At 70.8% G+C, this 20,522-nt stretch carries 18 protein-coding genes; 15 read left to right on the top strand and 3 right to left on the bottom strand.

Annotation, left to right across the window (positions count from 1 at the left end):
* The first annotated feature begins 16 nt into the window (after window positions 1–16).
* From ACFYXB_RS12980 to ACFYXB_RS12960, 5 genes are all read left to right on the top strand, one after another.
* On the top strand, window positions 17–1,213 hold the full coding sequence (locus ACFYXB_RS12980; RefSeq protein ID WP_389581039.1) for an argininosuccinate synthase: 1,197 nt from the start codon (window positions 17–19) through the stop codon (window positions 1,211–1,213).
* A 122-nt stretch (window positions 1,214–1,335) separates the two neighbouring features.
* Window positions 1,336–2,769, top strand: a complete 1,434-nt coding sequence (gene argH, locus ACFYXB_RS12975) for an argininosuccinate lyase (RefSeq protein WP_389581037.1) — start codon at window positions 1,336–1,338, stop codon at window positions 2,767–2,769.
* A gap of 155 nt (window positions 2,770–2,924) precedes the next feature.
* Complete coding sequence (locus ACFYXB_RS12970) at window positions 2,925–3,896, top strand: aldo/keto reductase (RefSeq protein ID WP_389581034.1); 972 nt, start codon at window positions 2,925–2,927, stop codon at window positions 3,894–3,896.
* Between the two features lie 80 nt (window positions 3,897–3,976).
* Window positions 3,977–4,528, top strand: a complete 552-nt coding sequence (locus ACFYXB_RS12965; RefSeq protein WP_389581032.1) for a TetR/AcrR family transcriptional regulator — start codon at window positions 3,977–3,979, stop codon at window positions 4,526–4,528.
* Window positions 4,525–6,048 carry an MFS transporter gene (locus tag ACFYXB_RS12960; protein ID WP_389581029.1) on the top strand — a complete coding sequence of 508 codons (1,524 nt, stop codon included), beginning with the start codon at window positions 4,525–4,527 and terminating at the stop codon, window positions 6,046–6,048. Before ACFYXB_RS12965 ends, ACFYXB_RS12960 begins: the two co-directional genes overlap by 4 nt.
* 94 nt (window positions 6,049–6,142) lie before the next feature.
* Here the strand turns inward: ACFYXB_RS12960 and ACFYXB_RS12955 are convergent, their stop codons facing one another.
* Window positions 6,143–6,814: a lysophospholipid acyltransferase family protein gene (locus tag ACFYXB_RS12955; RefSeq protein WP_351353525.1), complete on the bottom strand. Its 672-nt coding sequence runs from the start codon at window positions 6,812–6,814 to the stop codon at window positions 6,143–6,145.
* Between the two features lie 421 nt (window positions 6,815–7,235).
* On the opposite strand from ACFYXB_RS12955, the gene ACFYXB_RS12950 reads away from it, so the two are divergent.
* The 3 genes from ACFYXB_RS12950 (at window position 7,236) to ACFYXB_RS12940 (ending at window position 9,532) form a co-directional block, all read left to right on the top strand.
* Window positions 7,236–8,408: a glycerophosphodiester phosphodiesterase gene (locus ACFYXB_RS12950; protein ID WP_389581026.1), complete on the top strand. Its 1,173-nt coding sequence runs from the start codon at window positions 7,236–7,238 to the stop codon at window positions 8,406–8,408.
* A gap of 74 nt (window positions 8,409–8,482) precedes the next feature.
* Window positions 8,483–8,989, top strand: coding sequence for a sigma-70 family RNA polymerase sigma factor (locus tag ACFYXB_RS12945; protein ID WP_389581023.1), 507 nt, complete (start codon window positions 8,483–8,485; stop codon window positions 8,987–8,989).
* 45 nt (window positions 8,990–9,034) lie between these two features.
* Entirely contained in the window at window positions 9,035–9,532 is a 498-nt protein-coding gene (locus ACFYXB_RS12940; RefSeq protein ID WP_351353602.1) for a GNAT family N-acetyltransferase, read from the top strand.
* Window positions 9,533–9,602: 70 nt separating this feature from the next.
* Here the strand turns inward: ACFYXB_RS12940 and ACFYXB_RS12935 are convergent, their stop codons facing one another.
* On the bottom strand, window positions 9,603–10,043 hold the full coding sequence (locus ACFYXB_RS12935) for a hypothetical protein (protein ID WP_389581020.1): 441 nt from the start codon (window positions 10,041–10,043) through the stop codon (window positions 9,603–9,605).
* Window positions 10,024–10,383: a hypothetical protein gene (locus ACFYXB_RS12930; protein WP_389581017.1), complete on the bottom strand. Its 360-nt coding sequence runs from the start codon at window positions 10,381–10,383 to the stop codon at window positions 10,024–10,026. The genes ACFYXB_RS12935 and ACFYXB_RS12930 overlap by 20 nt, the downstream gene beginning before the upstream one ends.
* A 69-nt stretch (window positions 10,384–10,452) precedes the next feature.
* Here ACFYXB_RS12930 and ACFYXB_RS12925 point away from each other — a divergent pair, with 69 nt between their 5' ends.
* The 7 genes from ACFYXB_RS12925 to cobT all read left to right on the top strand — a co-directional run bounded on the left by ACFYXB_RS12925 (window position 10,453) and on the right by cobT (window position 20,442).
* A complete protein-coding gene (locus tag ACFYXB_RS12925) occupies window positions 10,453–11,103 on the top strand; it encodes an HAD family hydrolase (RefSeq protein WP_351353511.1) in 651 nt (216 codons plus the stop codon).
* 371 nt (window positions 11,104–11,474) lie between these two features.
* Window positions 11,475–12,518, top strand: coding sequence for an ATP-binding cassette domain-containing protein (locus ACFYXB_RS12920; RefSeq protein WP_351353508.1), 1,044 nt, complete (start codon window positions 11,475–11,477; stop codon window positions 12,516–12,518).
* Window positions 12,515–13,240 (top strand): methionine ABC transporter permease, encoded by a 726-nt coding sequence (locus tag ACFYXB_RS12915; protein ID WP_389581012.1) that lies wholly within the window; start codon window positions 12,515–12,517, stop codon window positions 13,238–13,240. Before ACFYXB_RS12920 ends, ACFYXB_RS12915 begins: the two co-directional genes overlap by 4 nt.
* 100 nt (window positions 13,241–13,340) lie before the next feature.
* Window positions 13,341–14,174, top strand: a complete 834-nt coding sequence (locus tag ACFYXB_RS12910; RefSeq protein ID WP_389581010.1) for a MetQ/NlpA family ABC transporter substrate-binding protein — start codon at window positions 13,341–13,343, stop codon at window positions 14,172–14,174.
* Between the two features lie 152 nt (window positions 14,175–14,326).
* Entirely contained in the window at window positions 14,327–14,953 is a 627-nt protein-coding gene (locus ACFYXB_RS12905) for a GNAT family N-acetyltransferase (RefSeq protein WP_389581007.1), read from the top strand.
* Window positions 14,954–15,064: 111 nt separating this feature from the next.
* On the top strand, window positions 15,065–16,276 hold the full coding sequence (gene cbiE / locus ACFYXB_RS12900; protein ID WP_389581004.1) for a precorrin-6y C5,15-methyltransferase (decarboxylating) subunit CbiE: 1,212 nt from the start codon (window positions 15,065–15,067) through the stop codon (window positions 16,274–16,276).
* 347 nt (window positions 16,277–16,623) lie between these two features.
* Window positions 16,624–20,442 carry a nicotinate-nucleotide--dimethylbenzimidazole phosphoribosyltransferase gene (gene cobT / locus ACFYXB_RS12895; protein WP_389581001.1) on the top strand — a complete coding sequence of 1,273 codons (3,819 nt, stop codon included), beginning with the start codon at window positions 16,624–16,626 and terminating at the stop codon, window positions 20,440–20,442.
* Window positions 20,443–20,522: the final 80 nt, after the last annotated feature.

The raw sequence follows: 20,522 nt of genomic DNA, 5'->3' as shown, positions 1-20,522 counted from the left end.
CTGTGAGGAGAAACCCGTGACCGAGCGCGTCGTACTCGCCTACTCAGGCGGTCTGGACACCTCCGTCGCCATCGGCTGGATCGCCGAGGAGACGGGCGCCGAGGTCATCGCCGTTGCGGTCGACGTCGGCCAGGGCGGCGAGGACCTGGACGTCATCCGCAAGCGCGCCCTCGCGTGCGGCGCCGTCGAGGCCGAGGTCGCCGACGCCAAGGACGAGTTCGCCGACGAGTACTGCCTCCCGGCGATCAAGGCCAACGCCCTCTACATGGACCGCTACCCGCTGGTCTCCGCCCTCTCCCGGCCGACGATCGTCAAGCACCTCGTCGCCGCCGCCAAGAAGCACGGCGCCACGACCGTCGCCCACGGCTGCACCGGCAAGGGCAACGACCAGGTCCGCTTCGAGGCCGGCATCGTCGCTCTCGCCCCCGACCTCAAGTGCATCGCCCCGGTCCGCGACTACGCGATGACCCGCGACAAGGCGATCGCCTTCTGCGAGGCCAAGCAGCTCCCGATCGCCACCACCAAGAAGTCCCCGTACTCCATCGACCAGAACGTCTTCGGGCGCGCGGTCGAGACGGGCTTCCTGGAGGACATCTGGAACGCCCCGATCGAGGACATCTACGAGTACACCTCCAACCCGGCCGAGCCCCGTGAGGCCGACGAGGTGATCATCACCTTCAAGCAGGGCGTCCCCGTCGCCATCGACGGCAAGGCCGTCACCGTCCTGCAGGCCGTCCAGCAGCTCAACGAGCGTGCCGGCGCCCAGGGCATCGGCCGGATCGACATGGTCGAGGACCGCCTCGTCGGCATCAAGTCCCGCGAGGTGTACGAGGCTCCGGGCGCCATCGCCCTGATCACCGCCCACCAGGAGCTGGAGAACGTCACCGTCGAGCGCGAACTCGCCCGCTACAAGCGGCAGGTCGAGCAGCGCTGGGGCGAACTGGTCTACGACGGCCAGTGGTTCTCCCCGCTCAAGCGCGCCCTGGAAGGCTTCATCAACGAGGCCAACCAGCACGTCAACGGCGACATCCGGCTGACCCTGCACGGCGGCCGCGCCGTCGTCACCGGCCGGCGCTCCGAGTCGTCGCTGTACGACTTCAACCTCGCCACCTACGACACCGGCGACACCTTCGACCAGGCCGCGGCCAAGGGCTTCATCGACATCTACAGCCTGTCGTCGAAGATCGCGGCGCGGCGTGATCTGCAGGCATAGCCCGACGCAGACCTGGTGTGACCCCGTCCGGGTCACCTCGCACGCATCAGACTGACAACCGCCTCCTCACCTGCAAGGGTGGGGAGGCGGTCGCACAGAGACATCTTCCGAGGAGCAACGCAGTGAGCAGCAACAGCGGTGACGTACGGCTCTGGGGCGGCCGTTTCGCCGACGGTCCCGCCGAGGCCCTGGCAAAGCTGTCCGCGTCCGTCCACTTCGACTGGCGCCTCGCGCCCTACGACATCGCCGGTTCGCGTGCCCACGCGCGCGTGCTGCACAAGGCGGGACTGCTCACGGACGACGAGCTGACCCGGATGCTCGCCGGGCTCGACCGGCTGGAGTCGGACGTGGCCGACGGCTCCTTCGTCGGCACGATCGCCGACGAGGACATCCACACGGCGCTCGAACGCGGCCTCCTCGAACGCCTAGGCCCCGACCTCGGCGGCAAGCTGCGCGCCGGCCGCTCCCGCAACGACCAGGTCGCGACCCTCTTCCGCATGTACCTGCGCGACCACGCCCGTACGATCGGGGGCCTGATCGCCGAGCTCCAGGACGCCCTGATCGGCCTCGCCGAGGCCCACCCGGACGTGGCGATGCCCGGCCGTACCCACCTCCAGCACGCCCAACCGGTGCTCTTCGCCCACCACGTGCTGGCCCACGTCCAGTCGCTGTCCCGGGACGCCGAGCGGCTGCGCCAGTGGGACGAGCGGACGGCCGTCTCGCCGTACGGCTCGGGCGCGCTCGCGGGCAGCAGCCTCGGCCTCGATCCCGAGGCGGTGGCCAGGGACCTGGGCTTCGAGCACGGCAGCGTCGGCAACTCCATCGACGGCACGGCCTCCCGTGACTTCGTCGCCGAGTTCGCCTTCATCACCGCGATGATCGGGGTCAACCTCTCCCGGATCGCTGAGGAGATCATCATCTGGAACACGAAGGAGTTCTCCTTCGTGACCCTGCACGACGCGTTCTCCACGGGCTCGTCGATCATGCCGCAGAAGAAGAACCCCGACATCGCGGAGCTGGCGCGCGGCAAGTCGGGCCGCTTGATCGGCAACCTGACGGGCCTGATGGCCACGCTCAAGGCCCTCCCGCTCGCCTACAACCGCGACCTCCAGGAGGACAAGGAGCCGGTCTTCGACTCCATCGACCAGCTGGAGGTCCTGCTCCCGGCCTTCACCGGCATGATGGCCACGCTGACCGTGCACCGCGAGCGCATGGAGGAACTGGCCCCGGCCGGCTTCTCGCTCGCCACCGACATCGCCGAGTGGCTGGTCAAGCAGGGCGTGCCGTTCCGGGTCGCACACGAGGTCGCCGGCGAGTGCGTCAAGGCGGCCGAGGCCGAGGGCAAGGAGCTGGACGAGCTGACGGACGACCAGTTCGCGAAGATCTCCACATACCTCACCCCCGAGGTCCGCTCCGTCCTCAACGTCCCCGGCGCCCTGGCCTCGCGCAACGGCCGCGGAGGTACGGCGCCCAGCGCGGTAGCGGTCCAGCTGACGGAGATCAAGGCGGACGTGGCACAGCAGCACCAGTGGGCGGACGCCAACAAGAAGAGCTGAGGGCAGCGCCCCTGAAAGGGGTGCGGGGAACTGCGCGACAAGCCACGACGCACCCGCACTCGCCGAAGCGCCGTATGAACCGTGCTCTGAGGCGAAGGCCATCACGGGATACGTTGGTCAGGAGTCGTACCGGAGCCGACCGAACGGAGCCCGCGATGCCCTTCGCCCGTCTCGCGACCGCCACGACCCCGACCTGCCACATCGGACTCGGTCTCGCCGCCGTCGGCCGCCCCGGCTACATCAACCTGGGCCGAGAGCACGACCTCGGAGAGAACCGCAGCGTCGACGCCCTGCGCGACCGTACCCATGAACTCCTGGACGCCGCCTACGCCCAGGGCGTCCGCTACTTCGACGTCGCCCGCTCGTACGGCCGTTCCGAGGAGTTCCTCGCCGACTGGCTGAACGCCCGGCCCGACATCGACGACGTGGTCGTCGGCAGCAAGTGGGGCTATACCTACACCGCCGGCTGGACCACCGACGCCGAGCAGCACGAGGTCAAGGACCACAGCGTTCAGACGTACGAGAGACAGCGCGCCGAGACCGATGCGCTCCTCGGCGACCGGCTCGACCTCTACCAGATCCACTCGGTGACCCCGGACAGCCCGGCGCTCACCGACAAGGAACTCCACGCCCGGCTCGCCGAGGCCGCCGCCGGGGGCCTGTCCCTCGGTTTCTCCACCAGCGGCCCCGCCCAGGCGGAGGCGATCCGCGCCGCCCTCGAGGTCACCGTCGACGGCGAGCCCCTCTTCCGTACCGTCCAGTCGACGTACAACGCCCTGGAGACCTCGGCCGGCCCCGCCCTCGCCGAGGCGCACGACGCCGGCCTCACAGTCATCGTCAAGGAGGCCATGGCCAACGGACGGCTGGCCGAGCCGTACGCGCCGGACGCGCTGAAGGAGGTGGCCGAGGAAACGTCTCTCGGGGCCGACGCCGTCGCCCTCGCCCTGGTCCTCCGCCGGCCCTGGACCGGGGTCGTGCTCTCCGGCGCCGCGACCGTCGGCCAGCTCGCCGCCAACCTGCACGCCGCCGTGGTCGACCTGGACGAGGACCAGCTGGCCCGCCTCGCCGCGCTCGTGGAGGAGCCGGGCGCGTACTGGCAGCGGCGCGGGCAGCTGCCCTGGCACTGAGCCACCTCCTGAGCAGGGGTTTCTGAGACCTCCATGCCTATGATGAGACATGAGTGTCTCATCTGGGCTACGATTGTCTCATGGCCCTCGACCGTGACCACGTGCTGCGCAGTGCGGCCGCCCTGCTGACCCGCAAATCCACCGCAACCATGGACGAGGTCGCCAAGGCGGCCGGGATCAGCCGCGCCACACTGCACCGCCACTTCGCCGGACGCGACGCGCTCGTCCGGGCACTGGAGTCCCTGGGCATCGAGGAGTGCGAGGCCGCCCTGGATGCGGCCCGCCTGGACGAGGGCCCGGCGGGCGACGCCGTACGCCGCTTGGTGCGTGAGATCGAACCGGCCGCAGGTCTGCTGGCCTTCCTCTACACCGAGAATCAGCTGTTCGAGGGCGAGGAACAGAACCAGGGCTGGACCCGGATCGACGAACGCATCGCCGCCCTGTTCCGACGCGGCCAGGCGGCGGGCGAGTTCCGGATCGACCTCACCCCGGGCTGGCTCACCGAGGCGCTGTACGGCCTGCTGGCCTCCGGTGCCTGGGCCGTGTCGGAAGGCCGCGTCGCCCCGAAGGACTTCACCCACATGATCGTCGAGCTGCTGCTCGGCGGCGCGCTACGGAGAGAGGAATCATGACCAGCACCCTGCGGCCGGCCGTCGCGACGGAGGCGGAGAAGCGCCCGGGCCGTTGGCTCGCGCTCTCCGTGCTCGTCCTGGCCGTGCTGCTGGTGGCCGTCGACGCGACCGTCCTCGGCCTCGCGACCCCCTACATCAGCGAAGACCTGAAGCCCTCCGGCACCCAGCTCCTGTGGATCGGCGACGTCTACTCCTTCGTCATCGCCGGTCTGCTCGTCTCCATGGGCAGCCTCGGCGACCGCATCGGCCGCAAGCGGATCCTGCTCTGCGGCGCCACGGCGTTCGGCGCGATCTCCGTCCTCAACGCCTATGCCACGACACCGGAGTTGATGATCCTGGCGCGAGCGCTGCTCGGTGTCGCGGGTGCGACTCTGATGCCCGCCACGCTCGCCCTGATCCGCAACCTCTTCCACGACCCGCGCGAGCGCAGCCTCGCCGTCGGCATCTGGGGCGCCACCGCCTCCGCCGGTACGGCCGTCGGCCCGATCGTGGGCGGCTTGCTGCTCGAACACTTCTGGTGGGGCTCGGTCTTCCTCATCAACCTCCCCGTGATGGCGGTCCTCGTCCTGGTGGGGATCCGCACCCTCCCGGAGTCCCGCAACCCGAATCCGGGCCCGTGGGACCTGACCAGCGTCGTCCTGTCCCTGGTCGGCATGATCGCCGTCGTCTACGCGGTCAAGGAGGCCGCCACACACGGCTTCACCTGGACCACGCTCGCCACCGGCGCGCTCGGCGCGGCGGCCCTGGTCGGCTTCGTCCGACGCCAACTCACCCTGCCGACCCCGCTGTTGGACATGCGGCTGTTCCGGGGCCGTGGCTTCAGCGGAGCGGTCCTGGCCGACCTGCTGACCGTGCTCGGCATGTCCGGGCTGGTGTTCTTCCTCTCCCAGTACCTGCAGCTCGTCCAGGACAGGCGCCCGTTCGAGGCGGGTCTGGCCGAACTCCCCGCCGCCGTGGGCGCGGTGGCGGCCGGCCTGGTCGCCGGCCGCACGGCCCGTCGCTACTCGGTCCGGGCGGTGGTCTCAGGTGGGCTGGCGGCGGTGGGGCTGGCCTTGGCCGTACTCATGACCCTGAGCCAATCGACCGGATACCCGCTGCTCGGTACCGCCCTGCTGGTCGTCGGCATGGGCGCCGGCTTCTCGTTCACGGTGACCGCCGACGTCATCCTCTCCAGCGTCCCCAAGGACCAGGCGGGCGCGGCCTCGGCGGTCTCCGAGACGGCGTACGAACTGGGCGCGGCGCTGGGCATCGCCCTGCTGGGCTCGATCGTGACGGGCGTCTACCGCGACTTCACCGGCCCGGCGGGCACCCCGGCCGAGGCCCACGAATCACTGGGCGGCGCGGTGGAGGCGGCGAAGACCCTGCCACCGCACACGTCGGACGCACTGCTGACGGCGGCTAGGGATTCCTTCGTCCACGGCCTGCAACTGGCGTCGGGGGCGGGAGCAGCGGTCTTGCTGGCAACGGCGGCAGCGGCATGGTTCATGCTGAAGGGACAGCGCCTGGAAAGCGCGGGGTAACTGTCCCAACCTCAGGGCGCGGGGCTGTATCGATTTGCGGCTCCGCCGCGTGGGCGCGAGCAACCACGACGCACCCGCACCCGACAACGATCCCTTACGCAGCCTTGGCCTTCGTGGCGTACATGTCCACGTACTCCTGCCCGGACAACCGCATGACCTCAGCCATCACGGAATCGGTAACGGCCCGCAGCACATACCGATCCCGGTCCATCCCCTCGTACCGAGAGAACTCCATCGCCTCACCGAAGCGGACCGTCACCCGCCCGGGCCGCGGCATCCCCGCCCCACCCGGCTGCAACTTGTCCGTACCGATCATCGCGAACGGCACCACGGGAGCACCCGTCATCAGCGTCAGGCGGGCGATGCCGGTACGGCCCCGGTACAGACGGCCGTCGGGCGACCGCGTGCCCTCGGGATAGATGCCGAAGACCTTGCCCTCCTCCAGCACCCGGCGCCCGGTCATCAGCGCGGCGACACCGCCCCGGCCGCCGTCGCGGTCCACGGGGATCATGCCGACGCCGGTGAAGAACCACGCCATCAGCCGGCCCTTGAAACTCCGGCCGGTGACGTACTCGTCCTTGCCGATGAAGAACACCTGCCGGTCGCACACCAGCGGCAGGATCATCGAGTCGATGAACGTGAGGTGGTTGCCCGCCAGGATCACCGGACCGTCCCCCGGGATGTGCTCCACGCCCTCCACCCGAGGGCGGAACATCAGGCGCATGATCGGTCCGAGCACTGCCTTGATGAGCGCGAAGCGGGACAACGGGTCCTCCGATGCCGAGGGTCGATATGTGTCTGTGCAGGTGAGGACATTACTCGCGGCTCAGGGGGAAGCGCACATCAGGTGCGGGCGATTCACCGAGGTCTTACGCACTGTTGACTCGGCTTAACCTGCGGTTGCGTCCCGTCGCCCGCCGGTAACCCGCCCGGAACGATGTGACCGACATCGCGCCCGGAGCCCGCACACCCCCGCCGACGGACCGTCAGCTCCCGGTGTCCGTCCGGGTGTCAGATGACATCCGGCGTCACCCCCGTGTTCCGGCCGAGGTCTCCCGGCCGCCATGCACACGCCCCTACGATCGGCGCGCAACGACGGCGCGGAGCCGGAGGGGCCCCCTCGACACCGGCTGAGGCGCCCCGGAGGCGGAGCGCGACAAGACATGTCAGGACGGCTGGAGGCAGTCATGGGATCGCAGGTGTCGGACGAGCAGGGACGCGGAACCGGACGGCGGGCGCTGCTCGGCGCCGCGGTGCTCGGTGCGAGCGGAGCGGTCCTCGGACTGCCGGGTATGGCGCGAGCCGCCGAGGCCCGGACCGCAGGGTACGGCGGCGGCCTGAAGAGCCTGCCGGTACCGACGATCATCGGGCACCGGGGCACCAGCGGCTACCGCCCCGAGCACACCTTCGGCTCGTACAACCTGGCCCTCGACCTCGGCGCCGACATCGTCGAGGCCGGTGACCTGGTCCCCACCAAGGACGGGCACCTGGTCTGCCGGCACGAGCCGGAGATCGGCGGCACCACGAACGTCGCGGACCACCCCGAGTTCGCCGACCGCAAGACCACCAAGGTCCTCGACGGCGTCTCCACCACCGGCTGGTTCACCGAGGACTTCACGCTCGCCGAGCTGAAGACCCTGCGCGCCATCGAGCGCATCCCGGCCAACCGTCCGCACAACAACCTCTACAACGGGCGCTGGGAGATCCCCACGTTCGAAGAGGTCCTGAAGTGGCAGGACGAGGAGACCCGCAAGCGCGGCAAGCAGGTCTGGATCTACCCCGAGACCAAGCACCCCACCTACTTCCGCAAGCTCGGCCTCGGCCTCGAGGAGCGGGTCGCCAAGCTGCTGCGCAAGTACGGCAAGGACAAGCGGAACTCGCCGGTCATCCTGCAGTCCTTCGAGCCGACCAGCATCCAGCGGCTGAACAAGCTGGTCGACAACAACCTCGCCGTCCTGCTCTCGACCGCCAACAGCCGCCCCTGGGACTTCGTCGACTCGGGCGACCCGCGCACCGTCGCCGACCTCATCTCGCCCGCCGGACTGCGGGAGATCGCCGGCTACGCGCAGGGCATCGGCCCGACCCTCGACCTGATCATCCCGAGGAACGCCGACGGCAGCCTGGGCACGCCGAGCAGCCTCGTCGCCGACGCGCACAAGGTGGGGCTGATCCTGCACCCCTACACCATGCGCAACGAGAACCCCTTCCTGCCGACGGAGTTCCGCAAGGGCACCGCCGCGGACGCCTACGGAGACGCCTTCGGCGCCTTCAAGGCCTACTTCGCCACCGGCATCGACGGTGTCTTCACCGACAACGCCGACACCGGCCTGCTCGCCCGCGAGGACTTCGTCAACGGCTGAGCCCGTCCGACCCGTTCGGGTCGACCCACGGCCGCCCCGGCAACCGCCGCCGGGGCGGCCGCGTCGTTCTGCACATGACGCACGACCTGGTGACCGCCCTTGGTCCCCTGCTCACCGCCGAGGCCTCGGCGGAGGCATACGCGTCGGGTGCCGAGCCCGGTGACCTGGAGCAGGCCGTCTGGCTCCGCCTCCTGGAGCGGGTCGACTCCGCCGGCCCACCGCACGACCCGCAGGACTGGCTGCGTAGGGCCGTTCGCGCAGAGGCCCGTCGCAGCCGCCGTACGACCCGGATCGAGCGGCCGTACGACGGCGAGCCCGCCGACGATCGAGGACCCGACCCGGAGCAGACCGCACTCACCGCCGCCCGGCACCGCGCCCTGCGCGACGCGGTCCGCCGGCTGCCGGGCCGCTGCCCCCGTCTCATGACGGCCCTCCTCTCCCCGAAGGACCTCACATACCGGGAGATCGCGGGGGAGTTGGGTATCTCACAGGGCAGTCTTGGCCCGGAACGCTCCAAATGTCTTGAATGTCTACGGCGATTGCTCACGCCGGAGGTTGCGGCCCGCGAAGCGCGGGGATAGGAGTGAGGAACAACAGGCGATCAGGTGAGCGGGAGGCGTGCGCACATGGGCATGAGCGTGACCATCTCGGTGGCGACCGAGCAGGATGCAGAGCAGATCTTCAGGCTCCAGTACCTGTGCTTCCAGAGCGAGGCGGCGCTGTACGGCAACTACCGCATCGACCCGCTCGTCCAGAGCCTCGACTCCGTCCGCCAGGAGGTCGCCTCCGACTGCGTCTTCGTCGCCAGGCTGGGCGAGGAGGTGGTCGGGTCGGTACGGGGCTCGGTCACCGAGGACGGCGCGGCCGCCATCGGCAAGCTCTGTGTGCACCCGCGCCTGCAGGGCCACGGCATCGGAGCACGACTGCTGCGCGCGGCCGAGACGGCACTGGCGGACGAACACGGCGCCAAGCGCTTCCGCCTCCACACGGGCCACCGCAGCGAGGGCAACCTCCGCCTGTACCGCCGCGTCGGCTACGAGGCGGTGGGCAGGTCCAAGGGCAACGACGGCGTGGAACTGATCGTCCTGGAGAAGCCCGCGGGGACGTTTGTGACCACGGCCTGATGAACGCGCCCCGAAGGGGCGCGGGGAACTGCGCGACAAGCCACTACGCACCAGCAGTCGCGAACGCTCCTCAAGCGCCCCTTTGCGTCCGCGCCTTCCGCAACCAATACATGGCGGACAGCGGCAGCAGCACCGGAATGAAGACGTACCCCATCCCGTAGTCCGACCACACGGTCGCGTCGGGGAAGGCCGAGGGCTCCACCAGGGTCCACGTACCCACGATCAGCACGCCCGCCAACTCGGCGGCGCAGCACACCAGCGCCGCCTTGCGGGCCCTCTCTCCGCCCCGGACGAGCGTGTACGTGATGAACCCGTACACCACGCCGGCCACCGCCGACAGCGAGTACGCGAGCGGCGCCCGCTGAAAGTCCGTGGCGATCTGGTACGCCGAGCGCGACACCGCACCGACCACCATCACGCCGTAGAACCAGACGAGCAGCATTCCCGGCCCGCTGATCAGCCGGGTCGGCTTCTCCTCCGCCACGGTCACCTCAGCCTCCCCAGATGTCATAGAGCCGCACCTCGAGCACGGCGAGCACAACGCCACCCGCGGCCACCGTCACCGACCCCCAACGGGTCCGCTCCGCCAGCGACATGAACCCCGCCGCCGGCACGCACGCGAACGCGCCCAGCAGATACGCCACGAAGATCGTCGTCCCCTGCTCCGGCTTCTCGCCCCGCGCCAGCTGCACGACCCCGATCACCAACTGCGCCAGAGCCAGGACCGAGACCACGGCCATCCCGATGAAGTGCCAGTCCTTGGTCGGCTGATCACGGTAGGCCGCCCACCCGCACCAGGCGGCGAGCAGCAACGCGGCGACCCCGGTCACCAGGGTCAGGGCATTGAGCATGCGGTGACCCTATTACGCCCCAAACGCTCCCCGGAGATCGCCCCCGCCCAACACCGTAAGGTCGAGGCCATGACGATCCATGCACAAGCCATCTTGTTCGACAACGACGGGACCCTGGTCTCCTCCCTCGCATCCGTCGAGCGCTGCTGGACGCGGTGGGCCCGGGAGTACGGGATCACGGCCGAGGAGTTCGGGCGGGTGGAACTGCACGGGCGTACCGCGGCGGAGATAGTCGCCGACCTGCTGCCCGCCGACCTGGTGCCGGAGGCGGTCGCGCGGGTCGAGCAACTGGAGGTGGAGGACGTGCCGAACGGCGGCGTACGGCTGCTGCCCGGCACCCGCGACTTCCTCGACTCCCTGCCCGCCGACCGCTGGGCCGTGGTCACCTCCGCCACCCGGCGGCTCGCCGACGCCCGGCTCGAAGCCGTCGGGATCCTGCCCAAGACACTCGTCGCCGCCGACGACGTCACCCACGGCAAGCCCGACCCCGAGCCGTATCTGCTGGCCGCCCGGCAGTTGGGCGTCGACCCGGCCCACTGCGTCGTGTTCGAGGACGCCCCGGCCGGCCTCCGGGCGGGCCGCGCCGCCGGGATGACCACCGTGGCCTTGGCCACAACGCACCGGGCCGACGAGCTCGACGCCGACCTGGTGGTCGATGACCTCTCGGCCTTGTCCGCGCTGGTCACCGCCGGGGGAGTCGAGATCTCCGAGCGTCGCTGACCCCTGTCCGCCGCTGTCCAGCATGTGGACAGCGGCGGCTTGTAAGGACCGTACGTCTGGTTTACTGATCGCATGACCACGACGAGCTGCCGCACCCTTGCGACCGAGGCGACCATGACGCCCGGTGCTCGTTGTCTGTGTCGAATGTGCGCCTTCTAGAGGGCCCCCGCACCACCTGAGCCTCGCGCCCCGAAGCGAGACGCCCGTGGCATGTCCGTACGCCGTACCCGGTACGCGTATGTGACCGACGCCTCGCCGCGCACACGTTCTCCCACATCCGCGCCACCGCGAGAACCGTGCCGCGTCCCGAACGAACGCAAATGTGCCTGGGCACACCCACGCCCGGACACTCGACAGTGACGGAAACCCACGTGATCACCACATCGGGCCTGACCAAGGTCTACCGCTCGCGCGGCCGCGAGGTCACCGCCCTCGACGGCGTCGATCTGCACGTCCGCGAAGGCGAGGTGTACGGCGTCATCGGTCAGTCCGGCGCCGGCAAGTCCTCGCTCATCCGCTGCGTCAACCTGCTGGAGCGTCCGACGTCCGGCACGGTCACCGTCGCCGGTCAGGACCTCACGGCGCTCGCCGGACACGGTCCGCGCGCCGGGAAGGAACTCCGGCGGGCGCGCAGCCGGATCGGCATGGTCTTCCAGCACTTCAACCTGCTCTCCTCCCGCACCGTGCAGGACAACGTCGAGTTGCCGCTCGAGATCCTCGGCAAGTCGGGCAAGGAGCGTTCCCGCAAGGCGCTCGAACTCCTCGACCTGGTCGGCCTCGCCGACAAGGCGGGCGCCTACCCCGCCCAGCTCTCCGGCGGTCAGAAGCAGCGCGTCGGCATCGCCCGCTCCCTGGCCGGCGACCCCAAGGTGCTGCTCTCCGACGAGGCCACCAGCGCCCTCGACCCGGAGACCACCCGCTCGATCCTCCAACTGCTGCGCGACCTGAACCAGCAGCTCGGCCTCACCGTCCTGCTCATCACTCACGAGATGGACGTCGTCAAGAGCATCTGCGACTCCGCCGCGCTCATGCAGAACGGGCGCATCGTCGAGTCCGGCACCGTCAGCGAACTGCTCGCCACCCCGGGCTCCGAACTGGCCGCCGCGCTCTTCCCGGTGGGCGGTGAGGCCTCCGGCGCCGACCGCACCGTCCTCGACGTCACCTTCCAGGGCGAGGCCGCGACCCAGCCGGTCATCTCCCAGCTGTCGCGCACCTACAACATCGACATCTCGATCCTCGGCGCCGCCATCGACACCGTCGGCGGTCTCCAGATCGGCCGCATGCGCATCGAACTGCCCGGCCGCTACGAAGACAACGTCGTGCCCATCGGCTTCCTGCGCGAGCAGGGCCTCCAGATCGATGTCGTCAGCCACGAGGGCCAGGAGCCCACGCTGGTGAAGGAAGGTGCCAAGTGAGCTGGTCCGAGATGCAGCCGCTGCTGTCCCAGGCGTGTTGGGACACGCTCTACATGGTCGGCTGGTCCACGCTCATCGCCGTCGTCGGCGGACTCCCGCTGGGCATCCTGCTGGTCCTGACCGACCGGGGCGGACTGCTGCAGAACGTCCTTGCCAACAAGGTCATCGGGCAGATCGTGAACGTCGCCCGCTCGATGCCGTTCATCATCCTGATGGTCGCGCTGATGACGTTCACGCGCTGGATCACCGGGACCACCATCGGCCGCGAGGCCGCCATCGTGCCGCTCGCCATCGGTGCGATCCCGTTCTTCGCGCGCCTTGTCGAGACGGCTGTCCGCGAAGTGGACGGCGGGCTCGTCGAAGCCGTGCAGTCGATGGGCGGCAACACCTGGACCGTCGTCCGCAAGGTCCTCGTCCCGGAATCCCTGCCCTCCCTCATCTCCAGCACCACGACCACGATCGTCGCCCTCATCGGCTACTCCGCGATGGCCGGCACGGTCGGTGCGGGCGGCCTCGGCGACATCGCCATCCGGTACGGCTACCAGCGCTTCGAGACCGAACTGATGTGGATCACCGTGGCCATCCTCGCCGTCGTGATCTCCGTCATCCAGTTCGCCGGTGACTATGCCGCCCGCGGTCTCCACCGGCGCGGCGGCCAGTCCGGACCGGCACCGAGGCTGCGCCTGCTCAAGGCCGTGACCGCGACGAGCAAGACCGTCTGACCTCACCAGGACTCCCCGCCCGCCACCCCCCAACGACGGCGCTTCGCGTCGCACCCCTTGGTCCAAGGGGTCGCACCACCCTTAAGGAAAGGCACTTTTCGTGCGTAACACCGCCAAGATCACCGCCGCCGTCCTCGCAGCAGGAGCCCTCACCGTCGGGCTCACCGCCTGCGGCTCCGGCAAGGACAGCTCCTCCTCCGCCGACTACAGCGGACCGCTGGTCGTCGCAGCGAGCCCCGTCCCGCATGCCGAGATCCTCAACTTCGTCAAGCAGAACCTGGCGAAGAAGGCGGGACTCGACCTGGAGGTCAAGGAGTTCCAGGACTACATCGTGCCGAACACGGCGACCGAGGACGGCTCGGTGGACGCCAACTACTTCCAGAACCAGCCGTACCTCGACGACTTCAACAAGAAGCGGGGCACCCACATCGTGCCCGTCGTCACGGTGCACCTGGAGCCGCTCGGTCTCTACTCGCACAAGGTGAAGAGCGCCGACGCGATCAAGAGCGGTGCGACCATCGCCGTCCCGAACGACGCCGTGAACGAGGCGCGCGCCCTGAAGCTGCTCGCCGCCAACAAGCTCATCACCCTCAAGGACGGCACGGGCACCGAGGCGACCCCGCAGGACATCGCCGACAACCCGAAGAACCTCCGGTTCAAGGAGGTCGAGGCGGCCCAGACCGCGCGCTCCCTGGACGACGTGGACGCCGCGGTCGTCAACGGCAACTACGCCATCGCCTCCGGCCTCAAGCCCGCCAAGGACGCCCTCGTCCTCGAGTCGGCGCAGAACAGCCCGTACGGAAACTTCCTCGCCGTGAAGAAGGGCAACGAGAACGACCCGCGTGTGAAGAAGCTCGCCAAGCTCCTCACCTCGCCCGAGGTCAAGAAGTTCATCGAGGACAAGTACCAGGGCTCGGTCATCCCCTCCTTCTGACGGGGGCGTATACCCGCGTAACGCCACGCACGGGGCCCACTCCTTCAGTTGGAGTGGGCCCCGTGATGCGGTTCACTGCTTTCATGCTGCATGCTGGGCAGTTCAGGCAGTTCACCAGGCCCTGAGGGTTTCCGAAGGTTACGGAGCGGCGCATGACTAGCACCTTCCCCGACATCTCCATCAGCACGGAGCGGTTGGTGCTGCGTTCCTTCGAGGAGCCGGACATCGAGGCCTTCGCCGAGATGATGAACGACGAACTCGTCACCGCCTGGACGTCCGTCCCGCACCCCTACACCAAGGACGACGCCCGGACCTGGATCACCGAACTCGCGCCCGCCGAACGGACCGAGGGCAGGGGCATCGTCTTCGCCGTCACCGAGTTCCTCACTCAGCGCCTGGTCGGCATCGTGCATCTGCGCAACACCGACTGGCGCGTCCGCTCCAGCGAGATCGCCTACGTCGTCGCCCCCTGGGCCCGAGGCGAGGGCTATGCCTCCGAGGCCGCGCTGGCCACGGCCCAATGGCTGTTCCACGACCAGAAGTTCGGGCGGCTCGAGCTGCGCACCGCGGCCGACAACACCGCCTCCCAGCAGGTCGCCCAGAAGATCGGCTGCATCAGCGAGGGCGTCCTGCGGGGGGCCTGGATAGCACGGACCCGGACCGGGACCGGGGAATGGGTCGAGGTGCGCACGGACGTGATCGTCTGGAGCCTGCTGCCCGAGGACCTCGCCGGGGTCACCGACCCCGGCGGATTCACGGCGTTCTCCGACTGGAACTGAGCACACTGGTTTCACGGGTGACTGTGCTGGTCACGCGCCTGACAGCTCCACCGGGTACTCTCATGGCGCCCGCACCCTGACGACCTGCGAAAACACTGGAGACTGACGACGATGGCCGACCGCGTGACGGTGATCGGCTGGGACGGCTCGCCGCTGACCGCCGCGGCACGCGCCGCCCTGGGCGCCGCCACCCTCGTCGCCGGCGCGGCCCACCACCTGGCCCTCCCCGAAGTGCCGCACACCGCCGAGCGCATCCGCCTCGGCAGCGTCGCCCTGGCCGCCCGCCGCATCGCCGGACACCGCGGCACCGCGGTCGTCCTCGCCGACGGCGACCCCGGCTTCTTCGGCGTCGTACGGACCCTGCGCGCACCCGAGTTCGGCCTCGAGGTCGAGGTCGTCCCCGCCGTCTCCTCCGTCGCCGCCGCCTTTGCCCGCGCCGGAATGCCCTGGGACGACGCCCAGGTGGTCGTCGCACACCGGCGCACCCTGCGACGCGCGGTGAACGTGTGCCGCGCCCACACCAAGGTGGCGGTCCTCACCTCACCCGGCGCCGGTCCCGCCGAACTCGGCCTGCTGCTCGACGGCGTGCACCGCACCTTCGTCATCTGCGAGGAACTGGGCACCGAGCGCGAGCAGGTCACCGTCGTGACCTCCGACAAGGCCGCCGACCACACCTGGCGCGACCCCAACGTCGTCATCGTCATGGGCGGTCCGGTGGGGTCGGCCGAGGGCGGGGGCTGGATCGCCGGGCGCGACCCGGGCGCGGGCCCGCGCGGCTGGGTGCAGCCCGACGAGGCGTACAACGGTGAACTCGGCGAAGGCGAGACGCAGCTGCTCCGGGCGGCCCAACTCGCCCGCCTGGGACCGCGCGTCGGCGATCTGGTGTGGGACATCGGCTGCGGCGGCGGCGCGTTCGCCACGGAGGCCGCGCGGGCCGGCGCGGCCGTCATCGCCATCGACCGGGACCCCGGCGCGTGCGCCCGCACCGAGTCGGCCGCGCGTGGCTTCGGCGTCCACCTCCAGATCGTCCACGGCACCGCCCCGCACGTCCTGGAGAACCTGCCCGAACCGGACGTCGTACGCATCGGCTGCGGGGGAGCGGCCCTCGTCTCCGCCGTGGCCGACCGACGCCCGCAGCGCATCGTCACCCACGCCGCGACCCGCGACGCCGCCGAACTCGTCGGACGTGACCTGACCGAACACGGATACCGGGTCGAATGCGCCCTTCTGCAATCGGTCGAACTCGACACCAGGGCCTGGACGGAGACCGAGCGGAACGTCGTGTTTCTGCTCAGTGGAGTGCTCCCGGATCGCGCCCCGTGATCCTGTTGTCGTACCGCGCGCGGTAGGCTGGCCGATCGTTGTACCGCACCGGGTGGCCCGGAATTTCGTTCGTCAATGTCCGGAAAACCCGCCCCTTTTGGGGCGGGTGTGGTACGGCAGAACCGGAGGGCGAGCGCAACGTGGCGCAGCCCACAGCGGGCTGTCGCGGATCATGCTGTCGCGACGGGGGAACGGCCGGGACAATGCCACTGAATGGCTTTGTCGCTTTTCCGGCGGGTCGTTCGTGCCGCTGGGCACGCACGCTCGTTCTTCACGGCGGGGCGGTCGGTGCGCCGTTCCGGGTGAGCTGGTCGTAGAAGCACGAAACCGATGGGCGAGGGGTACGCATGACCGACACCGGCCAGGTCCCGGGCGAAGGGCTGCCGGAGAACGCAGGCATGGTGGAGCAGCCGGGCGTCCCCCCGCACGGCGCGTACACCTACCTCGCCGAGTCTCCCGCCGAGGACGACGAGCTGCTGCTGCCGGGTGCCCAGGGCGCGTGGGGCAACGAAGTGCCCCCGCCCGCCCCAGAGCCGGTCGTCGAGACCGTCCACCAGCCGGGTCCGCACGAGACGGCCGGCCGCGACAGCGGCTCCGTCGACCTCGGCGGTGTCCGGCTGCCCGACCCGATGCCGGTCTCGGTCCCGCCGTCCCCCATCCTCACCGCCCCGCACGACCAGTCGGCCCCGCAGACCCCACGCCGCCCGCTGCACCTCGGTCCGGCGATCCCCGACGCCTCCGCCAGCCCGGTGCGCTCCCTCGCCGACCGCGGCCCCGCGGGCGCGCCGGTACGGCAGCCTGGCCCGCCCACGACCGGCCCCGAGTACCTCGACGTCCAGCCGCTGCTCGACCTGGCCCCGCAGAGCGCGGCGCCCTGGGGTGCGGTGGAGGCACCCGTGGCCCAGGTCGCCGCGCAGGCACCGGCAGCGGAAACGGTTGCCTCGGGCGAGCCGTCCATCGTGGGCCTCGTGGCCGATGCCCAGGCGCACCCGCACCTCGACGTTCCCACGTTCCATGGTCACGACGGGACGTACGCGGCGCAGAGCCGTCCGGGTGCCGAGGGTCTGTACGGCCCGGAGGCCGGACAGCCCGCCATGGCCACGCAGTTCCCCGACGGTGCGCACGGTACGACGGGCGGACCGGTGACGGGGGACGCGAACGTCTCCGGGACACCGATCGCACCGCAGGCCGCCCAGGGCTCGGAAACCGTCCAGGGGCTGCCGGGCAGACCGGACGGGATCGCCCCGGCCACCGCACCGGAGGGCATGCCGGACGCGCAGGCCGCCCCGGCTCCGGAGGGCCTGCGCTTCCTTCAGGCGCCCTACGCGCCTGAAGGCATGCCGAGCGGAGACGCCGTCGCTCAGCAGGACGCCCACGCCTCCCAGGCCCAGCCGGAGGCACCGCTTCCGGACGCCCCGGCGCACCTTCAGCAGGACGGCCAGGATGCCTCCGTGCACATGCGGCACGGTGCGCACGACTCTCAGGGCGGCCGGAACGGCGCCGTACACATGCCGCAAGGCACCCACGCCTCCCACGGGAGCCCGGTGCAGCCGGAAGCACCGGCCCCCGACGCCGGCGCACCCGCGCAGCAGTCCGCCGCGATCGAGTCCCGCGCCGCCATCCCGATGCCGGGAGCCGCATCGGGCGCCATCGCGATGCCGGGCGCCGCACCGCTACCGGCCGCCCCGGACGCCGTACGGACGCACCCCGCCGGTGACGGCACGCCGACGCCCGCCCACGGCACCCCCGCACGCGGCGTCCCGCGGAACGCCGACGGCACTCCCGCCCATGGCGTCCCGCAGTTCGCCGAGGCGGACCCCGCCACGCAGGCCCAGGGACCCCAGCACACGCCCGACGCACAGCCCGAGCAGGGTCGGCAGACGCGGCGCGCCACCGGGCCCATCGCGCTGGGACCCGTGACTCCGACCGAGGGCGCTCCCGCCCCCACCGCGCCGCACGAGAGCATCCCTCCGGAGGCAGACGCGGCCGAGTCGCAGCGCCGACAGCCGACCCCGGACGCCGCCGAGCCGCAGCAGGCCGTACCCGCCCCGGAAGCCGCGTCCGCGCCCGAGGCGTCTCCGGCCGAACAGCCCCCCGGCTACCAGACCCCGCTGCCGAGCAGCGTCCCCCTCGAACCGCAACCCGACCAGCCGCTGGGCCAGTTCGTGCCGGTCGAGGGGCAGGTGCCGACGACCCCGCACCTGGCGCCCACCCCGCCGCAGCCCCTGATCCTCCCGACGCAGGACCAGGGCGAGACGCAGCTGCCGCCCGCAGGGCCGGAGGAAGCCTTCGTGACGGTCCCCGCACCTCGCGAGGCCGAGCCCACTCAGGTGTCGGACCCCGATGTCGTACAGCGGGCGGAAGACCTGGAGACCAGGGCCGCCGACCAGGAGGAGAGCACGGCCGCAGTGGCGGAAGCACGACAGTCCACCGGACCGGCCGCCCCCGGTTACGACGAGGCCGAGCGCGAGGCCGTCCTCAAGGTCATGCGCGAACGCCGCGACATCCGCAACGGCTTCCGCAGCGACCCGATCCCGCACGAGGTGCTGCTCCGCGTCCTGGAGGCCGCTCACACCGCGCCCTCCGTCGGCCACTCGCAGCCCTGGGACTTCGTCGTCATCCGGTCCGCCGAGACCCGCCGCACGATGCACGAACTGGCCACGCGCCAGCGCGAGGCGTACGCCAAGTCGCTGCCCAAGGGCCGGGCCAAGCAGTTCAAGGAACTGAAGATCGAGGCCATCCTCGACACCCCGGTGAACATCGTCGTCACCGCCGACCCGACCCGCGGCGGCCGTCACACCCTGGGCCGGCACACACAGCCCCAGATGGCGCCGTATTCCTCCGCGCTCGCCGTCGAGAACCTCTGGCTCGCCGCCCGCGCCGAGGGCCTCGGGGTCGGCTGGGTCAGCTTCTTCGACGAACGCGAGATGGTCCGCGCCCTCGGCCTGCCCGAGCACCTGGAGGCCGTCGCCTACCTCTGCGTCGGGTACGTCGACGAGTTCCCGGACGAGCCCGAGTTGATGCAGGCGGGCTGGTCCAAGCGCCGCCCGCTGTCCTGGGTCGTGCACGAGGAGACGTACGGCCGCCGCGCGCTGCCCGGCGAGGACCCGCACGACCTGCTCGCCGAGACTGTCGCCGGAATCCGCCCGCTGGACGCCAAGGCGCTCGGCGAGGCCTGGGAGCGGCAGAAGCGGATGACCAAGCCCCCGGGCGCGCTCGGCATGCTGGAGATCATCTCCGCGCAGCTGTCCGGGCTGTCCCGGCAGTGCCCGCCGCCGATCCCGGAGCCCGCGGCCGTCGCGATCTTCGCGGGCGACCACGGTGTCCACGCCCAGGGCGTCACCCCCTGGCCGCAGGAGGTCACCGCGCAGATGGTGGCCAACTTCCTCGGCGGGGGAGCGGTCTGCAACGCCTTCGCGGGGCAGGTGGGCGCCGAGGTCTGCGTCGTCGACGTGGGCGTCGCCACCGACCTCCCCGCCACCCCCGGCCTGCTGCCCCGCAAGGTCCGCGCGGGCACGTCCGACATGACGACCGGTCCCGCGATGACCCGCGAGGAGGCCAAGCAGGCCATCGAGGTCGGCATCGAGACGGCCCGCGACCTGGTGGCGGCCGGTAACAAGGGCCTGCTGACCGGTGAGATGGGCATCGCCAACACAACGGCGTCCGCCGCGCTCATCTCGGTGTTCACGGGCGCCGACCCGGCCGAGGTCACCGGCCGCGGCACCGGCATCAACGACGAGACCCTCGCCCGCAAGACCGATGTCGTCCGCCGCGCCCTGGAACTCCACCAGCCCGACCCGGCCGACCCGATCGGCGCCCTCGCGGCCGTCGGCGGCTTCGAACACGCGGCCATGGTCGGCCTCCTCCTCGGCGGCGCGTCCCTGCGTACGCCGGTGATCCTGGACGGCGTCAGCGCCGGCGCCGCCGCCCTGGTGGCCCGCGCCATCGCCCCCGAGGTCCTGGCGGCCTGCATCGCGGGCCACCGCAGCGCAGAACCGGGGCACGTGGCAGCCCTCAACAAGTTGGGCCTCCGCCCCCTGGTCGACCTCGACCTCCGCCTCGGCGAGGGCACGGGCGCGCTCCTGGCGCTGCCGTTGGTCCAGAGCACGGCGAGGGCGATGCACGAGGTGGCGACGTTCGATTCGGCGGGGGTAACGGAGAAGTAGGCGCCGACAACGGGGGCCCGGGACTGCGGTGCCGGGCTCCTGCGCATGTCCGTACGCGGGTCTGTGGGCAGTTGTTCCGC

Origin of the sequence: Streptomyces sp. NPDC002619 (assembly GCF_042889305.1) — a bacterium.
Classification (GTDB): domain Bacteria; phylum Actinomycetota; class Actinomycetes; order Streptomycetales; family Streptomycetaceae; genus Streptomyces.
This window is presented reverse-complemented; position numbering and strand designations above follow the sequence as displayed.